The 17904-nt window shown below is 40.5% G+C and carries 15 protein-coding genes; 13 read left to right on the forward strand and 2 right to left on the reverse strand.

Features of this window, described 5'->3' with window-relative positions:
• Positions 1-5 precede the first annotated feature (5 nt).
• The 8 genes from ACED20_RS04850 to paaZ all read left to right on the forward strand — a co-directional run bounded on the left by ACED20_RS04850 (position 6) and on the right by paaZ (position 7344).
• Positions 6-254 carry a hypothetical protein gene (locus ACED20_RS04850; RefSeq protein WP_294321675.1) on the forward strand — a complete coding sequence of 83 codons (249 nt, stop codon included), beginning with the start codon at positions 6-8 and terminating at the stop codon, positions 252-254.
• Positions 251-664, forward strand: coding sequence for a PaaI family thioesterase (locus ACED20_RS04855; protein WP_378103651.1), 414 nt, complete (start codon positions 251-253; stop codon positions 662-664). Before ACED20_RS04850 ends, ACED20_RS04855 begins: the two co-directional genes overlap by 4 nt.
• 147 nt (positions 665-811) lie before the next feature.
• Positions 812-1054 (forward strand): four helix bundle protein, encoded by a 243-nt coding sequence (locus tag ACED20_RS04860; RefSeq protein WP_378103653.1) that lies wholly within the window; start codon positions 812-814, stop codon positions 1052-1054.
• An 81-nt stretch (positions 1055-1135) separates the two neighbouring features.
• Complete coding sequence (gene pcaF, locus ACED20_RS04865) at positions 1136-2344, forward strand: 3-oxoadipyl-CoA thiolase (RefSeq protein ID WP_378103655.1); 1209 nt, start codon at positions 1136-1138, stop codon at positions 2342-2344.
• Positions 2345-2496: 152 nt separating this feature from the next.
• Entirely contained in the window at positions 2497-3090 is a 594-nt protein-coding gene (locus tag ACED20_RS04870; protein ID WP_294199555.1) for a transferase hexapeptide repeat family protein, read from the forward strand.
• 104 nt (positions 3091-3194) lie between these two features.
• Positions 3195-3365, forward strand: coding sequence for a hypothetical protein (locus ACED20_RS04875; RefSeq protein ID WP_294266407.1), 171 nt, complete (start codon positions 3195-3197; stop codon positions 3363-3365).
• Between the two features lie 574 nt (positions 3366-3939).
• Positions 3940-4770: an alpha/beta hydrolase gene (locus ACED20_RS04880; protein WP_294233241.1), complete on the forward strand. Its 831-nt coding sequence runs from the start codon at positions 3940-3942 to the stop codon at positions 4768-4770.
• Positions 4771-4848: 78 nt separating this feature from the next.
• Complete coding sequence (paaZ, locus tag ACED20_RS04885; protein ID WP_378103659.1) at positions 4849-7344, forward strand: phenylacetic acid degradation bifunctional protein PaaZ; 2496 nt, start codon at positions 4849-4851, stop codon at positions 7342-7344.
• Positions 7345-7391: 47 nt separating this feature from the next.
• Here the strand turns inward: paaZ and ACED20_RS04890 are convergent, their stop codons facing one another.
• On the reverse strand, positions 7392-8594 hold the full coding sequence (locus tag ACED20_RS04890) for a hypothetical protein (protein WP_295213051.1): 1203 nt from the start codon (positions 8592-8594) through the stop codon (positions 7392-7394).
• Between the two features lie 233 nt (positions 8595-8827).
• On the opposite strand from ACED20_RS04890, the gene ACED20_RS04895 reads away from it, so the two are divergent.
• From ACED20_RS04895 to ACED20_RS04910, 4 genes are all read left to right on the forward strand, one after another.
• Positions 8828-9598: a DUF4241 domain-containing protein gene (locus tag ACED20_RS04895; RefSeq protein WP_294233249.1), complete on the forward strand. Its 771-nt coding sequence runs from the start codon at positions 8828-8830 to the stop codon at positions 9596-9598.
• Positions 9599-9603: 5 nt separating this feature from the next.
• Positions 9604-10290, forward strand: a complete 687-nt coding sequence (locus ACED20_RS04900) for an SMUG2 DNA glycosylase family protein (RefSeq protein WP_378103661.1) — start codon at positions 9604-9606, stop codon at positions 10288-10290.
• A gap of 443 nt (positions 10291-10733) precedes the next feature.
• On the forward strand, positions 10734-11498 hold the full coding sequence (locus ACED20_RS04905) for an enoyl-CoA hydratase/isomerase family protein (protein WP_294221882.1): 765 nt from the start codon (positions 10734-10736) through the stop codon (positions 11496-11498).
• A gap of 120 nt (positions 11499-11618) precedes the next feature.
• Positions 11619-15131 (forward strand): SNF2-related protein, encoded by a 3513-nt coding sequence (locus ACED20_RS04910; protein WP_378103664.1) that lies wholly within the window; start codon positions 11619-11621, stop codon positions 15129-15131.
• A gap of 483 nt (positions 15132-15614) precedes the next feature.
• Here the strand turns inward: ACED20_RS04910 and ACED20_RS04915 are convergent, their stop codons facing one another.
• Complete coding sequence (locus ACED20_RS04915; protein WP_378103666.1) at positions 15615-17159, reverse strand: hypothetical protein; 1545 nt, start codon at positions 17157-17159, stop codon at positions 15615-15617.
• A 127-nt stretch (positions 17160-17286) separates the two neighbouring features.
• Between ACED20_RS04915 and ACED20_RS04920 the strand changes: the two genes are divergently transcribed.
• Entirely contained in the window at positions 17287-17904 is a 618-nt protein-coding gene (locus ACED20_RS04920; protein WP_294200351.1) for a hypothetical protein, read from the forward strand.

Consider the following 17904-nt stretch of genomic DNA (forward strand, 5'->3'; position numbering starts at 1 on the left):
AAATCATGCTTAAAAGAATATTGACTAAGAAAAATGTCCTGCGCTCCCTGGTGAACGCAATTATTTTCACTTCCTGTTTCTTTCTGGTAAAGCTTCTTTTTTATAAGTTCGGATGGGATGATGAAGAAAGCCTGAGTGCATTTGGTTTTGTATTTTATTTCCTCTCTATATTTTTAGGTTTTTTCATCTTGGATGGCAGAGATTATACTTGGAAAGACGTACTGAAATTTAAAAATTTAAATAAGACTAAATGACACCACAACAGGTTGCAGAATATATGCTCGGTCAGGATGCGTTTTCCCAATGGATGGATATCAGACTGATCGACGTTAGCGAAAACTATTGTTTGATCGAAATGCCCGTTAAAAAAGAAATGATCAACGGGCTGAAAACGGTACATGGAGGCGTTACCTTTGCCTTCGCCGATTCGGCATTGGCCTTTTCTTCCAACAATTCGGGAGACGCCGCCGTAGCCCTAAACTGCGTCATCAATTTTACCAAAGCCGGGAAAGAAGGCGATGTTTTCAGGGCAGAAAGCATTCTAGCCAACGAAACCCGGAAAACGGCAGTCTACGACATTAAAATTACCAATCAGAATAATGAACTGGTTGCCAAATTTGTGGGGACTGTTTACAAAATAGGGAAAAAGGTAACGGAACTTTAGCTCCATGTAACAATATAGCAATGTAATAATATATAATAGTGGATAAATAAAACAATTAAATTAACACAAATGATCAATTTTGGAAATAGTCCATTAATAGAAAAAAGTGTACAGTTTTCTTTAAATATTATTGAATTCTGAGAACTGTTGGAAGAAAAGAAAAAGTTTGTTATTGCCAAACAGCTGCTGCGTTCCGGTACAAGTATTGGAGCTAATGCATTTGAAGCACAAAATCCGCATAGTAAAAATGATTTTATCAGTAAAATAAAAATTGCGGCTAAAGAATTAGAAGAAACAAAATATTGGCTCTATCTCTGTAAATATTCCAGCACATATCCATTTGATAAAAAATTGGAATATCAAGTTACAGAAATAGGAAAAATTATATAAAATATTAAGTACAAGTTTAAATAAAAAACAAGACATTTAGTATTGTTGCACTGTTACATTGCTAAATTGTTACATTAAATTATGAACAACGTATACATCATAGACTACATCAGGACTCCCATTTCAAAGTTAAGCGGAGGCCTTTCAGAAGTAAGAGCCGATGATCTGGCAGCTATTGTCATCAAAGAAATCATCGCGAGAAACCCGGAAGTTCCGGTAGAGGAAATCGAGGATGTGATCTTCGGATGCGCCAACCAGGCCGGTGAAGACAACCGGAACGTGGCGAGAATGGCCCTGCTGCTGGCCGGACTACCGTATAAAATCGGGGGTGAAACCGTAAACAGACTGTGCGCTTCGGGAATGTCTGCCGTAGCCAATGCTTTCCGTGCTATTGCTGTCGGAGAAGGGGAAATCTATATTGCTGGGGGCGTAGAGCACATGACGCGTTCACCGTACGTGATGTCGAAACCGAGCACAGCATTCGGCCGGGACAGCCAGATGTTCGATACCACTTTCGGATGGAGGTTTGTCAACCCAAAGATGAAAGAAATGTACGGCGTGGACGGCATGGGAGAGACTGCGGAAAACCTGGCTGATATGCATCAGATCAGCCGTGAGGACCAGGACCAGTTTGCCTTATGGTCTCAGCAGAAAGCATCCAGAGCGCAGGAAAGCGGAAGACTGGCAGAAGAAATTGTACAAGTGGAAATCCCGCAGAAAAAAGGAGAACCTAAAGTTTTCGATAAAGATGAATTCATCAAACCGACTTCTTCCATGGAAGGCCTGGCAAAACTTCGTCCGGCTTTCAGAAAAGAAGGCGGAACGGTAACCGCCGGAAATGCGTCAGGAATGAATGACGGCGCCGCCGCATTAATTTTAGCCAGCGAAGAAGCGGTGCAGAAATATGGATTACAGCCGATTGCTAAAATCCTTGGATCAGCCGTTGCCGGTGTAGAGCCGAGAATTATGGGAATCGGTCCGGTAGAAGCCGCCCAAAAAGTGTTGAAAAGACTGGACCTGTCACTGGAAGATATGGATGTCATCGAACTGAACGAAGCATTTGCTGCCCAGGCTTTGGCGGTGACAAGATCGTTAGGTCTGAAAGACGATGATTCCAGAGTCAATCCAAACGGAGGTGCTATTGCCATCGGTCATCCACTGGGCGTTTCCGGAGCGAGAATTATCGGTTCGGCCGCGATGGAATTGCAGAAACAGAATAAGAAATACGCCTTGTGTACCCTTTGTATCGGTGTCGGACAGGGTTATGCAATGGTTATTGAAAAAGTGTAACTTTTTAATAATATAACAATTTATCAATGTAACAGTATAACAATGTAGCAGTGAAACAACTTTTGCGTAATGTCATGCTAAGCCTGTCGAAGCATCCATTTGTAAACTGGTATATTGATCCCTTGTTACATTAAATTTTTAACAGAAAATTTATGAATATTTACTCCTACCACGGCATACGGCCGATCATTAAACCTTCCGCTTACGTTCATCCGCAGGCGGTGATTATCGGGAATGTGGAAATCGGTGAAGAAGTATACGTCGGTCCCAATGCGGTCATCCGCGGCGATTGGGGGAAAATTATCGTGAAAGACGGCGCCAATGTACAGGAAAACTGCACGCTGCATGTTTTCCCGGGCATTGAAACCATTCTGGAAGAATCGGCGCACATCGGCCACGGAGCGATCATCCATTCCGGACATATTGGAAAAAATTGCCTGGTGGGAATGAATGCGGTGGTGATGGACAAAGCGGTCATAGGTGATGAATGTATCATTGGCGCGCTGGCTTTTGTTCCCGCCAACTTCAGATGCGAAGCCCGGAAACTTATCGTCGGAAGTCCGGCAAAAATCATCCGCGACGTTTCCGATGAGATGATCAAATGGAAAACGGAAGGAACAAAACTGTATCAGGAACTGGCCAGGGAAGGGAAAGATGCTATTCTGCCCTGCGAGCCGTTTACGGAATATGTAAAACAGGTTCCAACTAAAATTATCGATTACAGTATTTGGGATGACGTGAAATAAACTTTGAAAGTTAGGCCTCTCTAAACCTAACACAAACCTTATAGGTTTTCAAAACCTATGAGGTTTAGAGTTACTCAGTAGATCCCTTACTTAAAAACACAAAAATGAAAAAAAACACAAACATCGATAATTTTGAGTGTGGATATGTTTATCATATCTACACTCATGCTAATGGAAAAGATTTAATTTTCAGGGAAGAGGAAAATTACAGATATTTTTTAGAGAAGATTTTAAAATATATAATCCCTGTTGCTGAAATATATGCTTACGCTTAATCCCGAATCATTTCCATTTACTGCTTAGATTTAAAGAATTAAAGCATGTTGAAAATGAGCATTTTTATTTAATGAAACAGTTTAGTAATTTATTAAACGGATATGCAAAGCCTATAACAAGAGATATAATAGAAAAGGTTCTCTTTTTCTTGATTATCTGAGACGCAAGAGGGTTAATGATGAAAAATATCTGACTAAATTACTGCACTATATTCACAATAATCCGGTGAATCATGGGTTGGTAAAAGATATCAGAAACTGGAGGTATTCATCATATCATTCTTATATCAATACAGCAAAGACGAGTCATGTTGAAAGAGCTGAAATGATGAAATATTTTGATACGATAAATGATTTTATAATGTATCACCGCTCTAGTATAGAGTATGATTTTATGGAAACTTTATAGTACAAACCTCATAGGTTTTCAAAACCTATGAGGTTTAAAAACCGCATCAGGTTAAAAATAAAGAAAAATGATTAAAAAAATCCTGCTGATCTGCAGCATGTTATTGGGACTTTCAGCTATGGTTTCAGCTCAAAANAAACCGCATCAGGTTAAAAATAAAGAAAAATGATTAAAAAAATCCTGCTGATCTGCAGCATGTTATTGGGACTTTCAGCTATGGTTTCAGCTCAAAATGGTAACGTAGAGCCATTAACGATCGGTGAAATCCGAACATTGAAATCTAAAATTTTAAATGAAGACAGAATATTGAATATCTATCTTCCGCAGAATTTTGATAAAGCCAAATCCTATCCGGTCATTTATCTGCTGGATGGAAGCCTCAATGAAGATTTTATCCATGTTACCGGACTGGTGCAATTCTTCAACCAAATGTACTCGATGCCGGAAACCATCGTGGTTGGAATTGCTAATATCGATCGGAAAAGAGATTTTACTTTTCATACAGATTTGAAAGATCTACAGAAGGATTACCCGACAACCGGACATTCTGACAAGTTCATCAGTTTTATTGAAAAAGAATTAAAACCTTATATTGAAAACCAGTTTAAAACTACTGAAACATACATTTTCGGACAATCATTGGGCGGACTTTTAGCCACAGAAATTTTACTGAAAAAACCGGAGCTGTTCAATAATTATTTTATCATCAGCCCGAGCTTATGGTGGAATGATGAAAGCTTATTAAAAAGTGCAAATCAGTTGCTAACCAAAATTCCGGATACGAAGAAATTTATTTATATTTCGGTCGGAAAAGGAGAGCATCCGGTGATGATAAAAGATGCACAAGATTTATATGATGTGCTGAAAAAATCCGGTAAAAATAACTGGACGATCGAATATAAAATGATGGAAACCGATAATCATGCAACTATTTTGCACAGAAGTTTGTATGAAGGTCTGGTGAAATTATTTCCCTATCAGGAACAGAAAAATTAAATATAACTGTAGACCGGTGTAAAAATGCAACAGCTAATTGGTAAACTGTCACATTGATACATTGTTAAATTAAATTTTATGCAAAAACTAAAAAACTATATCCACGGCGAATGGATCGAAGGGACCGGAACCGGGATCCCTTTGTATAATGCCGTGACGGGAGAGCAGGTAGCCGTTTCCGATACGGAAGGGCTGAATTTTGAACAGGCTCTGGACTACGGAAGAACCGTAGGATACAAAAATCTTTCATCCATGACGTTCTATGACCGTGGGGAGATGTTGAAGAAAGTAGCCTTGTACCTTCTTGAAAGAAAGAAAAAATACTACGAATTATCTTATAAAACAGGAGCAACTCATGTGGATTCCTGGGTGGATATCGAGGGCGGTTTCGGAACGTTCTTTACCTATTCCGGACTGGCAAAGCGGATGCTTCCGAATACCCCGTTCTGGGTAGATGGAGAAACCCAGAAAATTTCTGCTAACGGAACTTTCCTGGGAACGCATATCTTAACGCCGAGTGAAGGGGTTTCCGTTCAGATCAATGCGTACAACTTCCCGGTTTGGGGGATGCTTGAAAAACTTTCCACTTCCTTGTTAGCCGGCGTTCCTTCCATTGTAAAGCCATCACCGTTCGGTTCCTATTTAACGAATGCCGTATTCCAGGATATGATCGAAAGCGGAATTCTTCCTGAGGGAGCGGTACAATTGGTGTGCGGAGAACCGGGAAATATCCTGGATTATGTTCAGGATGGTGATTCTGTGCTATTTACAGGTTCTGCAACCACAGGGAGAAAACTGAAATCCTTACCGTCGGTGGCGGGAAATGCCGTTCGTTTCAATATGGAAGCGGATTCCCTGAACTGCTCCATCTTAGGACTGGAAGCGAAGCCAGGGACGCCTGAATTCGATTTATTCATCAAGGAAGTCCGCAACGAAATGACGACCAAAGCCGGGCAGAAATGTACCGCCATCCGAAGAATTATCGTTCCGGAAAATTTAATCGGAGACGTTCAGAATGCTTTATCGAAAGCGTTGGACCAGACTAAAATCGGAAATCCGTTAAGCAGGGAAACGAGAATGGGATCTCTGGTCGGGAAACAGCAGTACGATGAGGTGATCAGAAAAATAAATTTATTGAAAGCTGAAACGGAACTTATTTACGACGGACAGCACGAACTGGTAGATGCAGACTATGAAAACGGAGCCTTTATGAGTCCGAAACTGTTCTTAAATGACAAACCTTTTGAAAAAAATATCTCTCACGACGTCGAAGCCTTCGGACCGGTTTCTACGCTGATGCCGTACAAAGATGCGGAAGAAGCTGCTGCTTTGGCCAAAAGAGGAAAAGGAAGTCTGGTTGGATCGATTATTTCGTATGATGATCAGTTTGTGGCCGAAACTTCCTGGAAAATGGCTTCCCAGCACGGAAGGATTTTCGTCTTGAACAGAGACAACGCGAAGGAAAGCACCGGTCACGGTTCACCGCTCCCGACACTGATGCACGGTGGTCCCGGAAGAGCCGGAGGAGGCGAAGAGATGGGCGGACTGAACGGTCTTCATTTTTTCCTTCAGAAAACAGCCATTCAGGGATCACCGGATATTTTAACAGCCATTACCAAAGTGTACCAGCAGGGTGCTGAAAAGAAATATTCTGATAAGCATCCGTTCCAGAAGTATTTTGAAGAAGTGGAAGTCGGTGATTCCCTGGAAACGGCGGGAAGAACCGTTACCGATGCCGATATCGTAAATTTCTCCAATGTTTCATGGGATCATTTCTATGCCCACACCGATGCGACGAGCTTATCGGGAACCATTTTCGATAAAACCGTAGCGCACGGATATTTCATCCTTTCCGCAGCGGCAGGATTGTTCGTTTCCGGAAAGAAAGGACCGGTGATCGCAAACTACGGACTGGAAAACTGTTCGTTCTTCAAACCGGTCTATGCCGGAGATACAATTACTGTTTATTTAACTGCCAAAGAAAAGATCAACCGTGGCGTAAAGGGAAGAAATATTCCTTCCGGAGTGGTGAAATGGCTGGTAGAAGTTGTCAACCAGAGAGAGGAAGTGGTGTGTGTAGCGACCATTTTAACGTTGGTGGCAAAACAATCGCCGTTCATCGATCTGAATGTAAAAAATGTTCAGAAGCTCCTGAACAGCCTAACGGAAAATACCGTTTCACAATGGGGAAAAATGTCTGCTCAGCAGATGATCGAACATTTGGAGCACGGTGTACTGGTAAGTCTCGGCGAGCCGGAAGCAGACCCGTGTTTTACGCCGGAAGAACAACTGGAAAAATGGCAGGATTCGCTGTATAACCACCGCAAAATGCCGAAAGACTTCCAGGCTCCGTTCCTGAATGCCGACGGCTCCTTACCGGAACTGAAGCATAAAAACCTGGAAGCCGCAAAACAGTCGTTCCTGGACAATCTGAAAAGATTTTCCATTTACTACAGAGAAAATCCTCAGGCGGAACACATGAATTTCGTATTCGGAAAACTCAATAAGGAAATGTGGGAACTAATGCATAAAAAGCATGTTACCCATCATTTCGAGCAGTTCGGATTGATATAACATATGGCAATACAGCAAAATGAGGCTGTCCAAAAAGTTGGGCAGCCTCATTTTTTTTGGGGGGCAGCCGGTTTTTTCTTATTTTTAAAATTCCAGATCAGATAGAATAAGAATAAAACAAGCCACACGCTTACCACAACAGCGGCAAAAATCATGCGGATGGACGGATGGAGATAATTCGGATGGTAAAACAAATGATCGACAGCCTTTAATTTTTTAGCCAGGTCATTTCTTTCAAATGTATTCCGGATGCCATTTAAAATTTCTTTTTTATGATCCCGGTAATAAAAGACATCTTTTGTCAGGTCTTCGGGAATAATCTGTGTTTCAATATTATATTTTTTCAGCACCATGTTCAGCTTTTGAAAGCGATGCAACAGGGAATCCTGTTTGTACCGGTACAGCAGGTTGTATCTTTCTACAGCATTATGATACTGTTGTTCAGAAACCGGAAGATCAGAAGCAGGAGAAAATAAATTGTTGTTTTCAAGGAAAATACATACCCTGTCATCATATTCCGGTTGTACTTCCTGACCCTTATAAATAATTTCTGTACTGTCTTTAATAACTTTTTCGGAAATAATCCTTTTATTAAATTCTTCAGGATCCATTTGTAAAAAATCAGAAAAGAATTTTGCACCGGTGCTTATCTTTTTCTTATCGGAAGTTAACACTTTTAACGTATCGATGCTGTAGTAGGTATGCTGAATCGAATAATATTCTTCATGATCCGTAGCGTACCGGATAGAGTCTTTCTGCCCGATAACAGGATAAGGTTTAGGGTACAGGATATGCTCCGGATTAAAGAGCTTTTCTGAGCTGTAAGAGGTAAAGTTATACAGAAAAGGGCGCAGTACGTTCAGCAAAGTTTTGTCTTTATTCAGATCTTTTTCAGGCAAGTCATGTCTAAGCTTGGCATTCATCCCTAGGCTGTAACTGATGAAAAAAGTAAACGTGAGAAAAGAAACAAGCAGTAAAGCTGCTCCTGTTTTAAAAAGATTAATAAAAGAATAGCCCTGTCTTGAATGTTTCCAGAGCAGTATGACTAAAAACACAAATAAAAATAATCCGGATATAAAAAAGTGGGAAATGGAAACATCATCGTAAAATTTGAACCGATAAAACTCGGTATAGATAGAAACCTGCTCCAGTCCTTTGAATTTAACATATCCATAGAGGAAGTACCCCAGATGAATGATCAATAAGACAACAACCGATTTGACGAAAAACCGTTTTAATTTTTTATCCATACAATGATTTTGGAAATGGTGTCTTGAAAATAGACAATTTTTTCCTGTCATACTAAATAAATTTTCAGAAAAGTAAGACTTTGTTTGAGAAGTTGATAAAGCCTGACAGGAAGTATCATTTAGATTAGGAAGATATCAGCTGTTATAAACTTTTGTTAAAGTTGATTCCCTGTCTGATTTTTTTCTTTTTATTACATAATTTAATAGAGAAATCAATCACAAAATTGTAAGTCATGAACAAAACCTGGATTAAACGGTGGGAAAGTGTCAGGCATTTGTTGGTCTGTCCTACGGATCTTGAAAGCTATTTTACATCAAAGGAAATTTTTGGCCTGCCTATGGAAACGATGGATATTGGGCAGATTTCTCTCCATTCCGGTAAAGTGGTGGTCAGAGATCCTCTGGTATATCTGAACTCCGCACAGGAATCTTATTTCATAGAAACACTGAAAGGTGATTTTCCCGTGACCGTTGCCGTTGTAAAGTCAGAAGAATGGGGTAGCCGATATGCTGTTGTAAGAGTACGGTTTACCAATGAAAAGCCGGTGATCTATCGGGAAGCTTTGATCGGGAATGAAAATCTGGAAGATATACAGCCGGATGATTATTTCGGATTTCACGTTGATGCCGGCTTAGCATGTATTACCGATGCGGAAGCCCTTCCAGCCTTTGACCGTTTTGTAGAAAGTCTCAATGTGGATAATCTCTATGATGATTATTTTGCAAAGCTTTTTAAAAAAAGCTACAAAGCACATCCTGAAAACCAGCGGGAAAGTGGCGATTGGATTAACTGGACGATTCCAGGAACTTCATATAAAATACCGATGTTTGCCAGTGGTTTCGGTGACGGCAGCTATCCGGTATATTTTGCTTATGATGAGCATGACATTGTGTGTGGACTTTACATTCAGTTTATCGATATTGAACTGGCGTTAAGTGATGAAGAAGAGGATGATGATGATGAGGAGGAGGAGAAAGGACGGCCACAAAATTTTATTTTTTAAAATTAATGGATAAAAGCTTTGCCGTCCAGGTGATCGAATTTAACCGTACGCTGCATTACACCGGTAAACTTCCGGATGATTTCCAAGTGTTGAACCCATACCTCGACAATCCGGAAACACTGGAAGTGATGCAGCAGTTTTACCATAAATACTACAATGACTCCAACCGGAGAAAATTTCTGTTGGGAATAAACCCCAGCCGTCACGGAGCAGGTGTTACCGGAGTTCCTTTTACCGATACGAAGCGGCTCCAGAGCATTTGTGGAATTAAGATGCATTCAGCCTGCACCCATGAGGTTTCATCCGTATTCGTCTATGATATGATCGCTGAATATGGCGGACCGGAAGAATTTTACAGGGAAGTATACATTAATTCACCTTTTCCCCTGGCCATCGTCAGGAAATCGAAAAGAAACTGGATTAACGCCAATTATTACGATGATAAAGCCTTGTTTAACGATGTGAAGGATTTCATAATCGATTCTTTAAAAAAGCACCTCAGCCTGAATCTCGACGCTTCGGAAGTTTTTATTATGGGGAAAAAGAATGCGGACTTCCTCGCAAAGATCAATCAGGAAGCCAATTTATTCGGAAAAATGACGGTCCTTGAACATCCGAGATACATTCAGCAATATAAATCGAAGGAAAAACAGCTGTATATCGATAAATATATTTTAGCTTTGAAAAAATAAAAATCCCCTGCTGTAAGGGGATTTCTTCTCATTTATGCAATTAGAATCTTCGCGATCTTCTGCAGCGTTAAAGTTTTTATGGTTATTAGTCTTTATATTATAGGTACCAATTATTTCTCAATGGTGGTATAAAGTTTACAAGATATTTTATTCTGAAGCTTTTATTCTTAAATATTCAATTAATTCCATTTATTTGAACCCTGCTTCGTTGACAAGACCAAAGTAACAGCAATTATAAATTTTGTGGTAGCGTAGAAAGTACCAAATTAATGATTCCGTATTTATACGGTATGGTAGAAAAATGTTGCTTATTGCCAGAGACTTTCCAGAATGGGTTTCATTACGTAAAGGATTGTAAGACAACAGCTATGGGTATTATTTAATTTGAACTTTGCTTTTCGCCGAACTTTCCTATTTTTGTGTAAATCCAATTTAAATTAAAAATGAACGAATTTGTAGTATCAGAACTGAAAAACAATATTGCCGAAATTACCTTTGGAACGCCGAAAAGCAATGCTCTTCCGGGAGCCATCCTTGAAAAACTGGCGCAGACCATTCTTGAGGAAGGGGCAAAAGATGAGGTGAAAGCCATTCTTGTAAAAAGCGAAGGGGAAAAGGCGTTCTGCGCCGGGGCCAGTTTCGACGAATTGCTGGAGATTGAAGAGCTGGAGAAATCGACAAAGTTTTTCGGAGGTTTTGCAAAGGTCCTCAATGCCATGAGGAACTGCGGTAAAATCGTAGTGGTAAGAGTACAGGGAAAAACCACTGGCGGCGGCGTGGGAATTGCCTGTGGAGCAGATTACTGTTTTGCGGTAAAAGACGCAGCTTTAGCTCTAACGGAAATTAACCTTGGTATCGGGCCGTTCGTCATCGGACCTTATGTGGAAAGAAAAATCGGGAAGTCGCAATTTTCCGCGATGGCCATCGATGCGGACTTCAGGTCGGCGGAATGGGCAGAACAGCACAATATTTACCATTCGGTTTCCGAAAACATGGCAGAAATGGATGCCAAGCTGGAGAAGTTCCTGCAAACCCTTGCTTCAAGGAGCAGTGATGCTTTAGCTTTGATTAAAAAAGTATCATGGGAAGGAACGGACCATTTCAACGAACTGATGCCGGCAAGGATCCATATGAGTGCCAGCCTGATTCTGGAAGATTCTGCAAAGAAAAGCATCGGAGCGATTAAGGAAAGACTGAGAGCAAAGTAACCTGTTTCCTGAAAGATATGTCTGTATAAGCATTTCAAATCCCCCGATACAGATATGGTATCGGGGCCGAAGATAATGTAGAAATGCCGCTATCTAAATTAAATTAAAAAAATACAAATTATGGCTAAGCAGTTTGGCAAAACCTGGTGGGGACAGGAGTGGCTACTGGCCTTGAATAATATAGATTACAGCAACAGGCTTCCCAGAGGCTCAAGTTACGCAAGGAAAGGTGCCGTAAAGCAGATCAGAATAGATGGAAATCATATTTTTGCTGAAGTGGCAGGAAGCAGTCCTTTCCCGTATAAAATAGATATATCTATCCCGACATTTGATAACGATAAGATTGAAATTTTTTTGGAAGCTGTCGAGCTGTATCCAATGATTATTTCCAGACTGCTGAACCGGGAACTGGATCCGCTACTGCTCCGGCTGGCACAGGATGCTGGCCTCCGGATTTTTCCAAGGCAATGGACGGATCTTACTATGTACTGCAGCTGTCCGGATCGGGCTGTTCCCTGTAAACATCTGGCTGCCGTTATTTATAAGCTTAGCGAAGAAATTGATAATAATCCTTTCCTTGTTTTTGAACTCCATCTGCTGGATCTGATAGCCGAGCTCAATAAAAGAGGGAGCTTTATCAGCAGAAAAGCGGTAGAAATTCCTCAGCTGGCAGACTTTTATATCGAAAATAAAAAAAAGAAAAGCGTTTCTGTAAAAGATGCTCCGGGCAGAGAGGACATTTACAGGCAGCTTATTTTTACTTCGCTTTCCCCCATTCAGGAGCCGCTGATGTCTCTGCTTCCTGAAAAACCCGTATTCTTCAGCAGTACAACCGATTTTAAAAGTAAGTACGGAACGGCAGTACAGAAGATCGTGAAAAATGCTCAGAAAATCCTTCAGGGAAAAACAAGTTTTGCCCATGCGGCAGGCTTCCCGGAAAATGAAGATGGCAAGATCACTATTCATGACACCTGCTTTATCGTGACCGATAAAAACTTCAGGGTTGCGGCAATGATCGGTGAAAGCCGTGTTTCCGTCCGGAGGATGATGGTGGAGCTCAGCCGTATCTCATCCGGCAGAATGCGGGATTACCAGCCTTCGGCAGCTTCTCTGCATACCGCATTTCTCCTGGCGCTTCACCTTACGGCAAACGGTGCCGTTATTCCGCAGGTGGTCATAATGCCGGGCGGAAAATATGGCGTCCGCTGGATTCCGGCTTCTGTCAGTAAAGAAGTAAAAGCGCTGGAGAACGAAATGGCAGAGATCATTATTCCAGGTATATTCCGGTGGCAGGAAGCAGGATCTGAAAAAAAGATGAAGAACATGGCTCAGAATCTGTTATCCGTTTTCATCACCGAACTGATTACCGCGTTATCAGGAAAAGAACAAGGAGAAATATTTCATGATCTCTTTTTTGCCAATCGTTCCTATGCTTTTAATGCACCCGGAGAGCGGTCTTCTGCAGGCGGCATACAGACTTGGCTCCAGAAGTATTATCTTACGCAGGGCGATCTCCGTCCGCAGCTGGTGGTTTCGGAAACAGACCGTCATCTTTTTTTAGTGGAAATAAATGTTTCCGGCATCAAAGAATTTCCGGAAGAACAGATTTCCCTCAGAACGATCCTTTCGCTTGACATTTTTAAGAAATACAGGTCGGATATTTTACAGACCATGGCCGCCATGTCCGACTTTATTCCCGGGCTTGAACAATGCATTAATTCGAGAGGGAAGGACCTTATCGTGATGGATCATGTCTCTTTCACTCCTTTCCTCTTTCGGATGATTCCCATAATCAGTCTGCTGGATGTGGAGGTTCTGCTGCCCAAATCGTTGCAGGACATCCTCAGGCCGAAACCCAGTGTCAGGGTGAAAACCAAGCCGGGAAGATCTTTTTTAAACCTGGAACAAATGCTTTCCTTCGAGTGGCAGGTGGCTGTAGGAGACACGGTCATGGATGAAGAAGAGTTTAAAAAAATACTGGATAAATCGGATACCCTCATCAGGTATAAGTCACACTACATATATGTAGGAAAAGAAGAACTTGAAAAACTGCATCGGCATTTTTCCTCCGGTCAGGAACTTTCATCGCGGGAAATCCTCCATGCAGCATTGAGTGGCGAATATCAGGGCGCAAAAATTACCATGGATGATGAGGTGCTGCGCCTTATTGAAGAACTGACATCCGTAAATGAGGTTCCTCTTCCGGAAAGCATCAGGGCAGAACTCAGGCCGTACCAGAAACGCGGCTATTCCTGGCTCTACCGGAACTCGAAAATAGGCATTGGCTCTCTGCTGGCTGATGATATGGGTCTGGGAAAGACATTGCAGGTCATTACAACATTACTCAAATACAAGGAAGAAGGATTGCTGGAAGATAAAAAAGTCCTTATTATTGCCCCTACCGGCCTGCTGACCAATTGGCAGACGGAAATTGAAAAATTTGCTCCCTCCTTATCGGTAGCTCTGTTTCACGGAACCGGCAGAAAGATAGCAACCGGATATGATGTTTTGCTTACTTCATACGGAATTGCCCGTACCGAGGCATCCAGGTTAAAAAAGATTCCGTGGCAGAGTGTTGTTATTGATGAGGCACAAAATATTAAGAATCAGGATACGGCTCAGGCAAAAGCTGTAAAGAGCATCCCGGCAGACTATTGTATTGCCATGAGCGGAACCCCTGTGGAAAACCGGCTGAGCGAACTTTGGAGCATCATGGATTACTGTAACCGTGGTTTTTTGGGCAGCAGCAAACAGTTTAAAGAAGATTTCGGGATGCCCGTGGAAGTCTATCATGACGTGAAAGCTGCTGAAAAACTAAAAAAGATTACGGCTCCCTTCATGATGCGACGGCTGAAATCTGATCAGTCAATTATCAGCGATCTTCCTGATAAAATGGAAATTAATACATTTACAACACTGACGGCTGAGCAGGCTGCCCTGTACGAAAAGACCCTGGAAGAAGCTATGATGGCTATAGAAGCCATTGATCCTCAAAACAGCAAAGAACTTTTCAAAAGGCAGGGGCTGGTGCTTCAGATGATTCTGGCCCTAAAGCAGATATGTAATCATCCTGTCCAGTTTCTCAAGAACAACAGAATGGATGCTTCTTTGAGTGGCAAGATGGCCTTGCTGTTCGATATGGTAGACAGTATCGTGGAAAGCGGAGAAAAAGTTCTGATTTTTACGCAGTTCAAAGAGATGGGAGACCTGATTCTGTATTTTCTGGAAGAACGTTATAAAGAGCCGCTCATGTTTTATCACGGAGGATGTACACTAAAACAGCGGAAGGAAATGATTCACCGGTTTCAGCATAATCCTGCCGACAAAATTTTCATTCTTTCCCTGAAAGCTGCCGGAACAGGTCTGAATTTAACGGCTGCAAGCCATGTCATCCATTATGATCTCTGGTGGAATCCTGCGGTAGAGGCTCAGGCTACGGATCGTGCTTATCGTATAGGACAGAAAAATAATGTTATGGTTCACCGGTTTATTACCAGAAATACTTTTGAAGAGAGAATTAATGAAATGATTCAATCCAAAAAAGCGCTTGCCAATATGACGATAGCTACCGGAGAAAGCTGGATCGGTAATCTGAACAACAGGGAGATCAAGGAACTGTTTGCTATAAAATAACGTGCAATCCTGTTTTTTACATAGCAATATGGAAATACAATGAAACTCCTAAAATTATACAGATCTTAAAAAATAGAATATTAATATTATCAGTTGCCACTTACCAAGTCTCAACTATTTGTATAGGAAAGCTCTGAATAAGTATTTTCTAAAAGAATAACACTTTTATTATATCGCAAAGATTGCTGCTGCAAAATAATGGTAACGGATTATACGATGGGTAACGCTAAGTTGATATGATCTCAAAAGGTTGCAGAGCATTTTGTTAATGGCGTATAGTGTGAAGTAGCAGTAATAATGATCATAGAGATAAATTTTTTTCAGCCTTACTATAACAACTGTACACTTTTTCGATTGATTCTTTTTGTGCTACTATTATTACATTTAATGAATATCTACCATACCTGAGTTCTTATTCAGATCACTTTAAATAATTATGGCCGGGAACTATCCCAGCCATAAACTATATGTTATAATTATCCTTTATTTATTTTTAATAAATTTCTTTCTAATCTCTAGATTATTCAGTACGAAAATATAACTGCCCATACTTAGAGTTCCTATATATATTTTATTAGAATTGAGTCTGCCATTTAATAATAATTTTCCTGAAAAATCATAAATAGCATAACTTGTGTCCTGAATCTTATTTTTTGATTCTACAACAAGATTTTCCTCATCAACGTATATATTTACACCACTATTCTTTGTTGCTGTTTCTGCTGTAGATAAAAAAGCGGTATTGTTATATCTTGCAATGGCAATGTCGTTTCCTGAATATCCAACTGCAATGATTTTATTATCACTTTGGATAGCGGAATCATAAGCTTCATTTATTGCATTTCCAAATGTAGTAGTAACTTTACCTGTAGTTCCGAAAGCTGTATCAACTGTGAAGTCTGCATTTATTCTTGATAGAGCAAAAGTTTTAGAACTCGAAGTACCGGTAGAGCCTACACAGATCAATTTGTTGTATAAATCTTTTTTCAGATCATAGTTCATTGATACATCAAGCGCTCCAAAACTTACGGTTCTCTGATTTTGAGCTAACGGAGTAGCCAATGCTCCAGCACTTGTAATTCCATAAACGGCAAAAGCATAGTTTTGTGCAGAAATGTCACTGCTTCCACCCATCACAAAACTATCGTCTGAATTTAGAATTAAAGAAAATGCTTTATCATTACCGTTATAAGCACCGTTAAAAAAATTAACACCGTCATTGGAGTAAGTGGTATCAAATGTCCCATTGGAGTTTAATCTGCAGGTATAAGAATCTGCACTCCACATAAGGCCTTGCTGTTCATACCAACCTACAGCAGTTATCTTACCATTACTTTTAATTACTAAATCCTCTATTACCGGAGAGTAAGTTCCTGCACCTATAGTAGAAGAATTGGATATGGTGGAGATACCTGCATTTCCAAATGTTGTGTCAAGAATACCTGTAGAAGTATATCTGGCAATAATCATGGAAGTACTTGTGTTGGTAATTCCAGATTTTCCTCCTACTACAATCGTTCCTGAAAGCGGGTTGATCTTTACAACCTTAATTTCATCAGATCTATTAGTAATAAAATCAGTTATTGTCTTTCCTGAAGTACCAAAGGCATTATCAATAGTTCCGTTACTATTAAGACGCATTAAGGCAGCATTCTTATTAGATCCATCATCCGAAAACCCTGCTAAAACAATTTTTCCGTCAGATTGAAGAGCTATAGAATAAACCACATCGTCGCTTCCGAATTGCAGATCAGAAGTGAAGATTCCGGCATTTCCAAAAGTTGTATCTAAGGTACCATTTGTATTATACCTCAAACAAAGAAAATCTTTTCCGGTTGTTGAATTATTTGTTGTCCCAGCAACAAGAATTTTTCCATCCGGCTGAATGGTTACTCCATAAGCGATATCAGCTCCTGGATTTACTGATGTTAAGACTTTGCCGGCACTTCCAAATGTAGTATCAAGACTTCCGTCTTGTGCTTGAATGATGCCAAATAATAATAAAGGGAGTAATTTTATAATCCTCATAAAGTGAAATTTAATTTGCGGACAAAAATATAATTATTTTGGTTAGGGATAGGAAATAAAAATTATTTTTATAATAAATTTTGCACATTCAGAAAAAATAATAACTTTGTAATTCAAAGTTCTTTTTATGGAATCAAAAAACTATCACGAAGACTTATCACACATTCGTTCTATGATGGAACGCTCTTCCCGGTTTATTTCCTTGAGCGGATTATCCGGGGTTGTTGCGGGATTAGCCGCTATCATCGGAGCTGTATATGTGTATTTTGTATTTCAGAAGAATGGAATTGATTATTTTGACGGGAAAAGAAATGTTTTCGGACCCTCTCTGGTAAAAGAACTGGTGGTGATCGGAACCGTGATTTTGATTGTAGCAGTGCTTAGCGGTTACATTTTTACCGCCAACAAAAGTAAAAAGAAAGGACTGAAGATCTGGGATGCCACTACGAAGCGACTTTTGATTACCTTTGCAGTCCCTTTGGTAACGGGAGGTTTCTTCTGCTTAGGATTGCTTTATCATCATCTTTTTGTATTCATAGCCCCGGCAACGCTAATTTTTTACGGCCTCGCGCTGGTGGGCGCGGAACGATATACATTGACGGATGTAAAATATTTAGGATATTGTCAGATCATTCTGGGGTTGATCTCCTTATTCTTTTTGGGATGGGGACTGCTATTCTGGACAATAGGTTTCGGAGCCCTGCATATTGTATACGGATTGATTATGCATAAAAAGTATAAGTAA

It is taken from the genome of Chryseobacterium sp. sg2396 (assembly GCF_042610505.1).
In the GTDB taxonomy this organism is placed as follows: domain Bacteria; phylum Bacteroidota; class Bacteroidia; order Flavobacteriales; family Weeksellaceae; genus Chryseobacterium.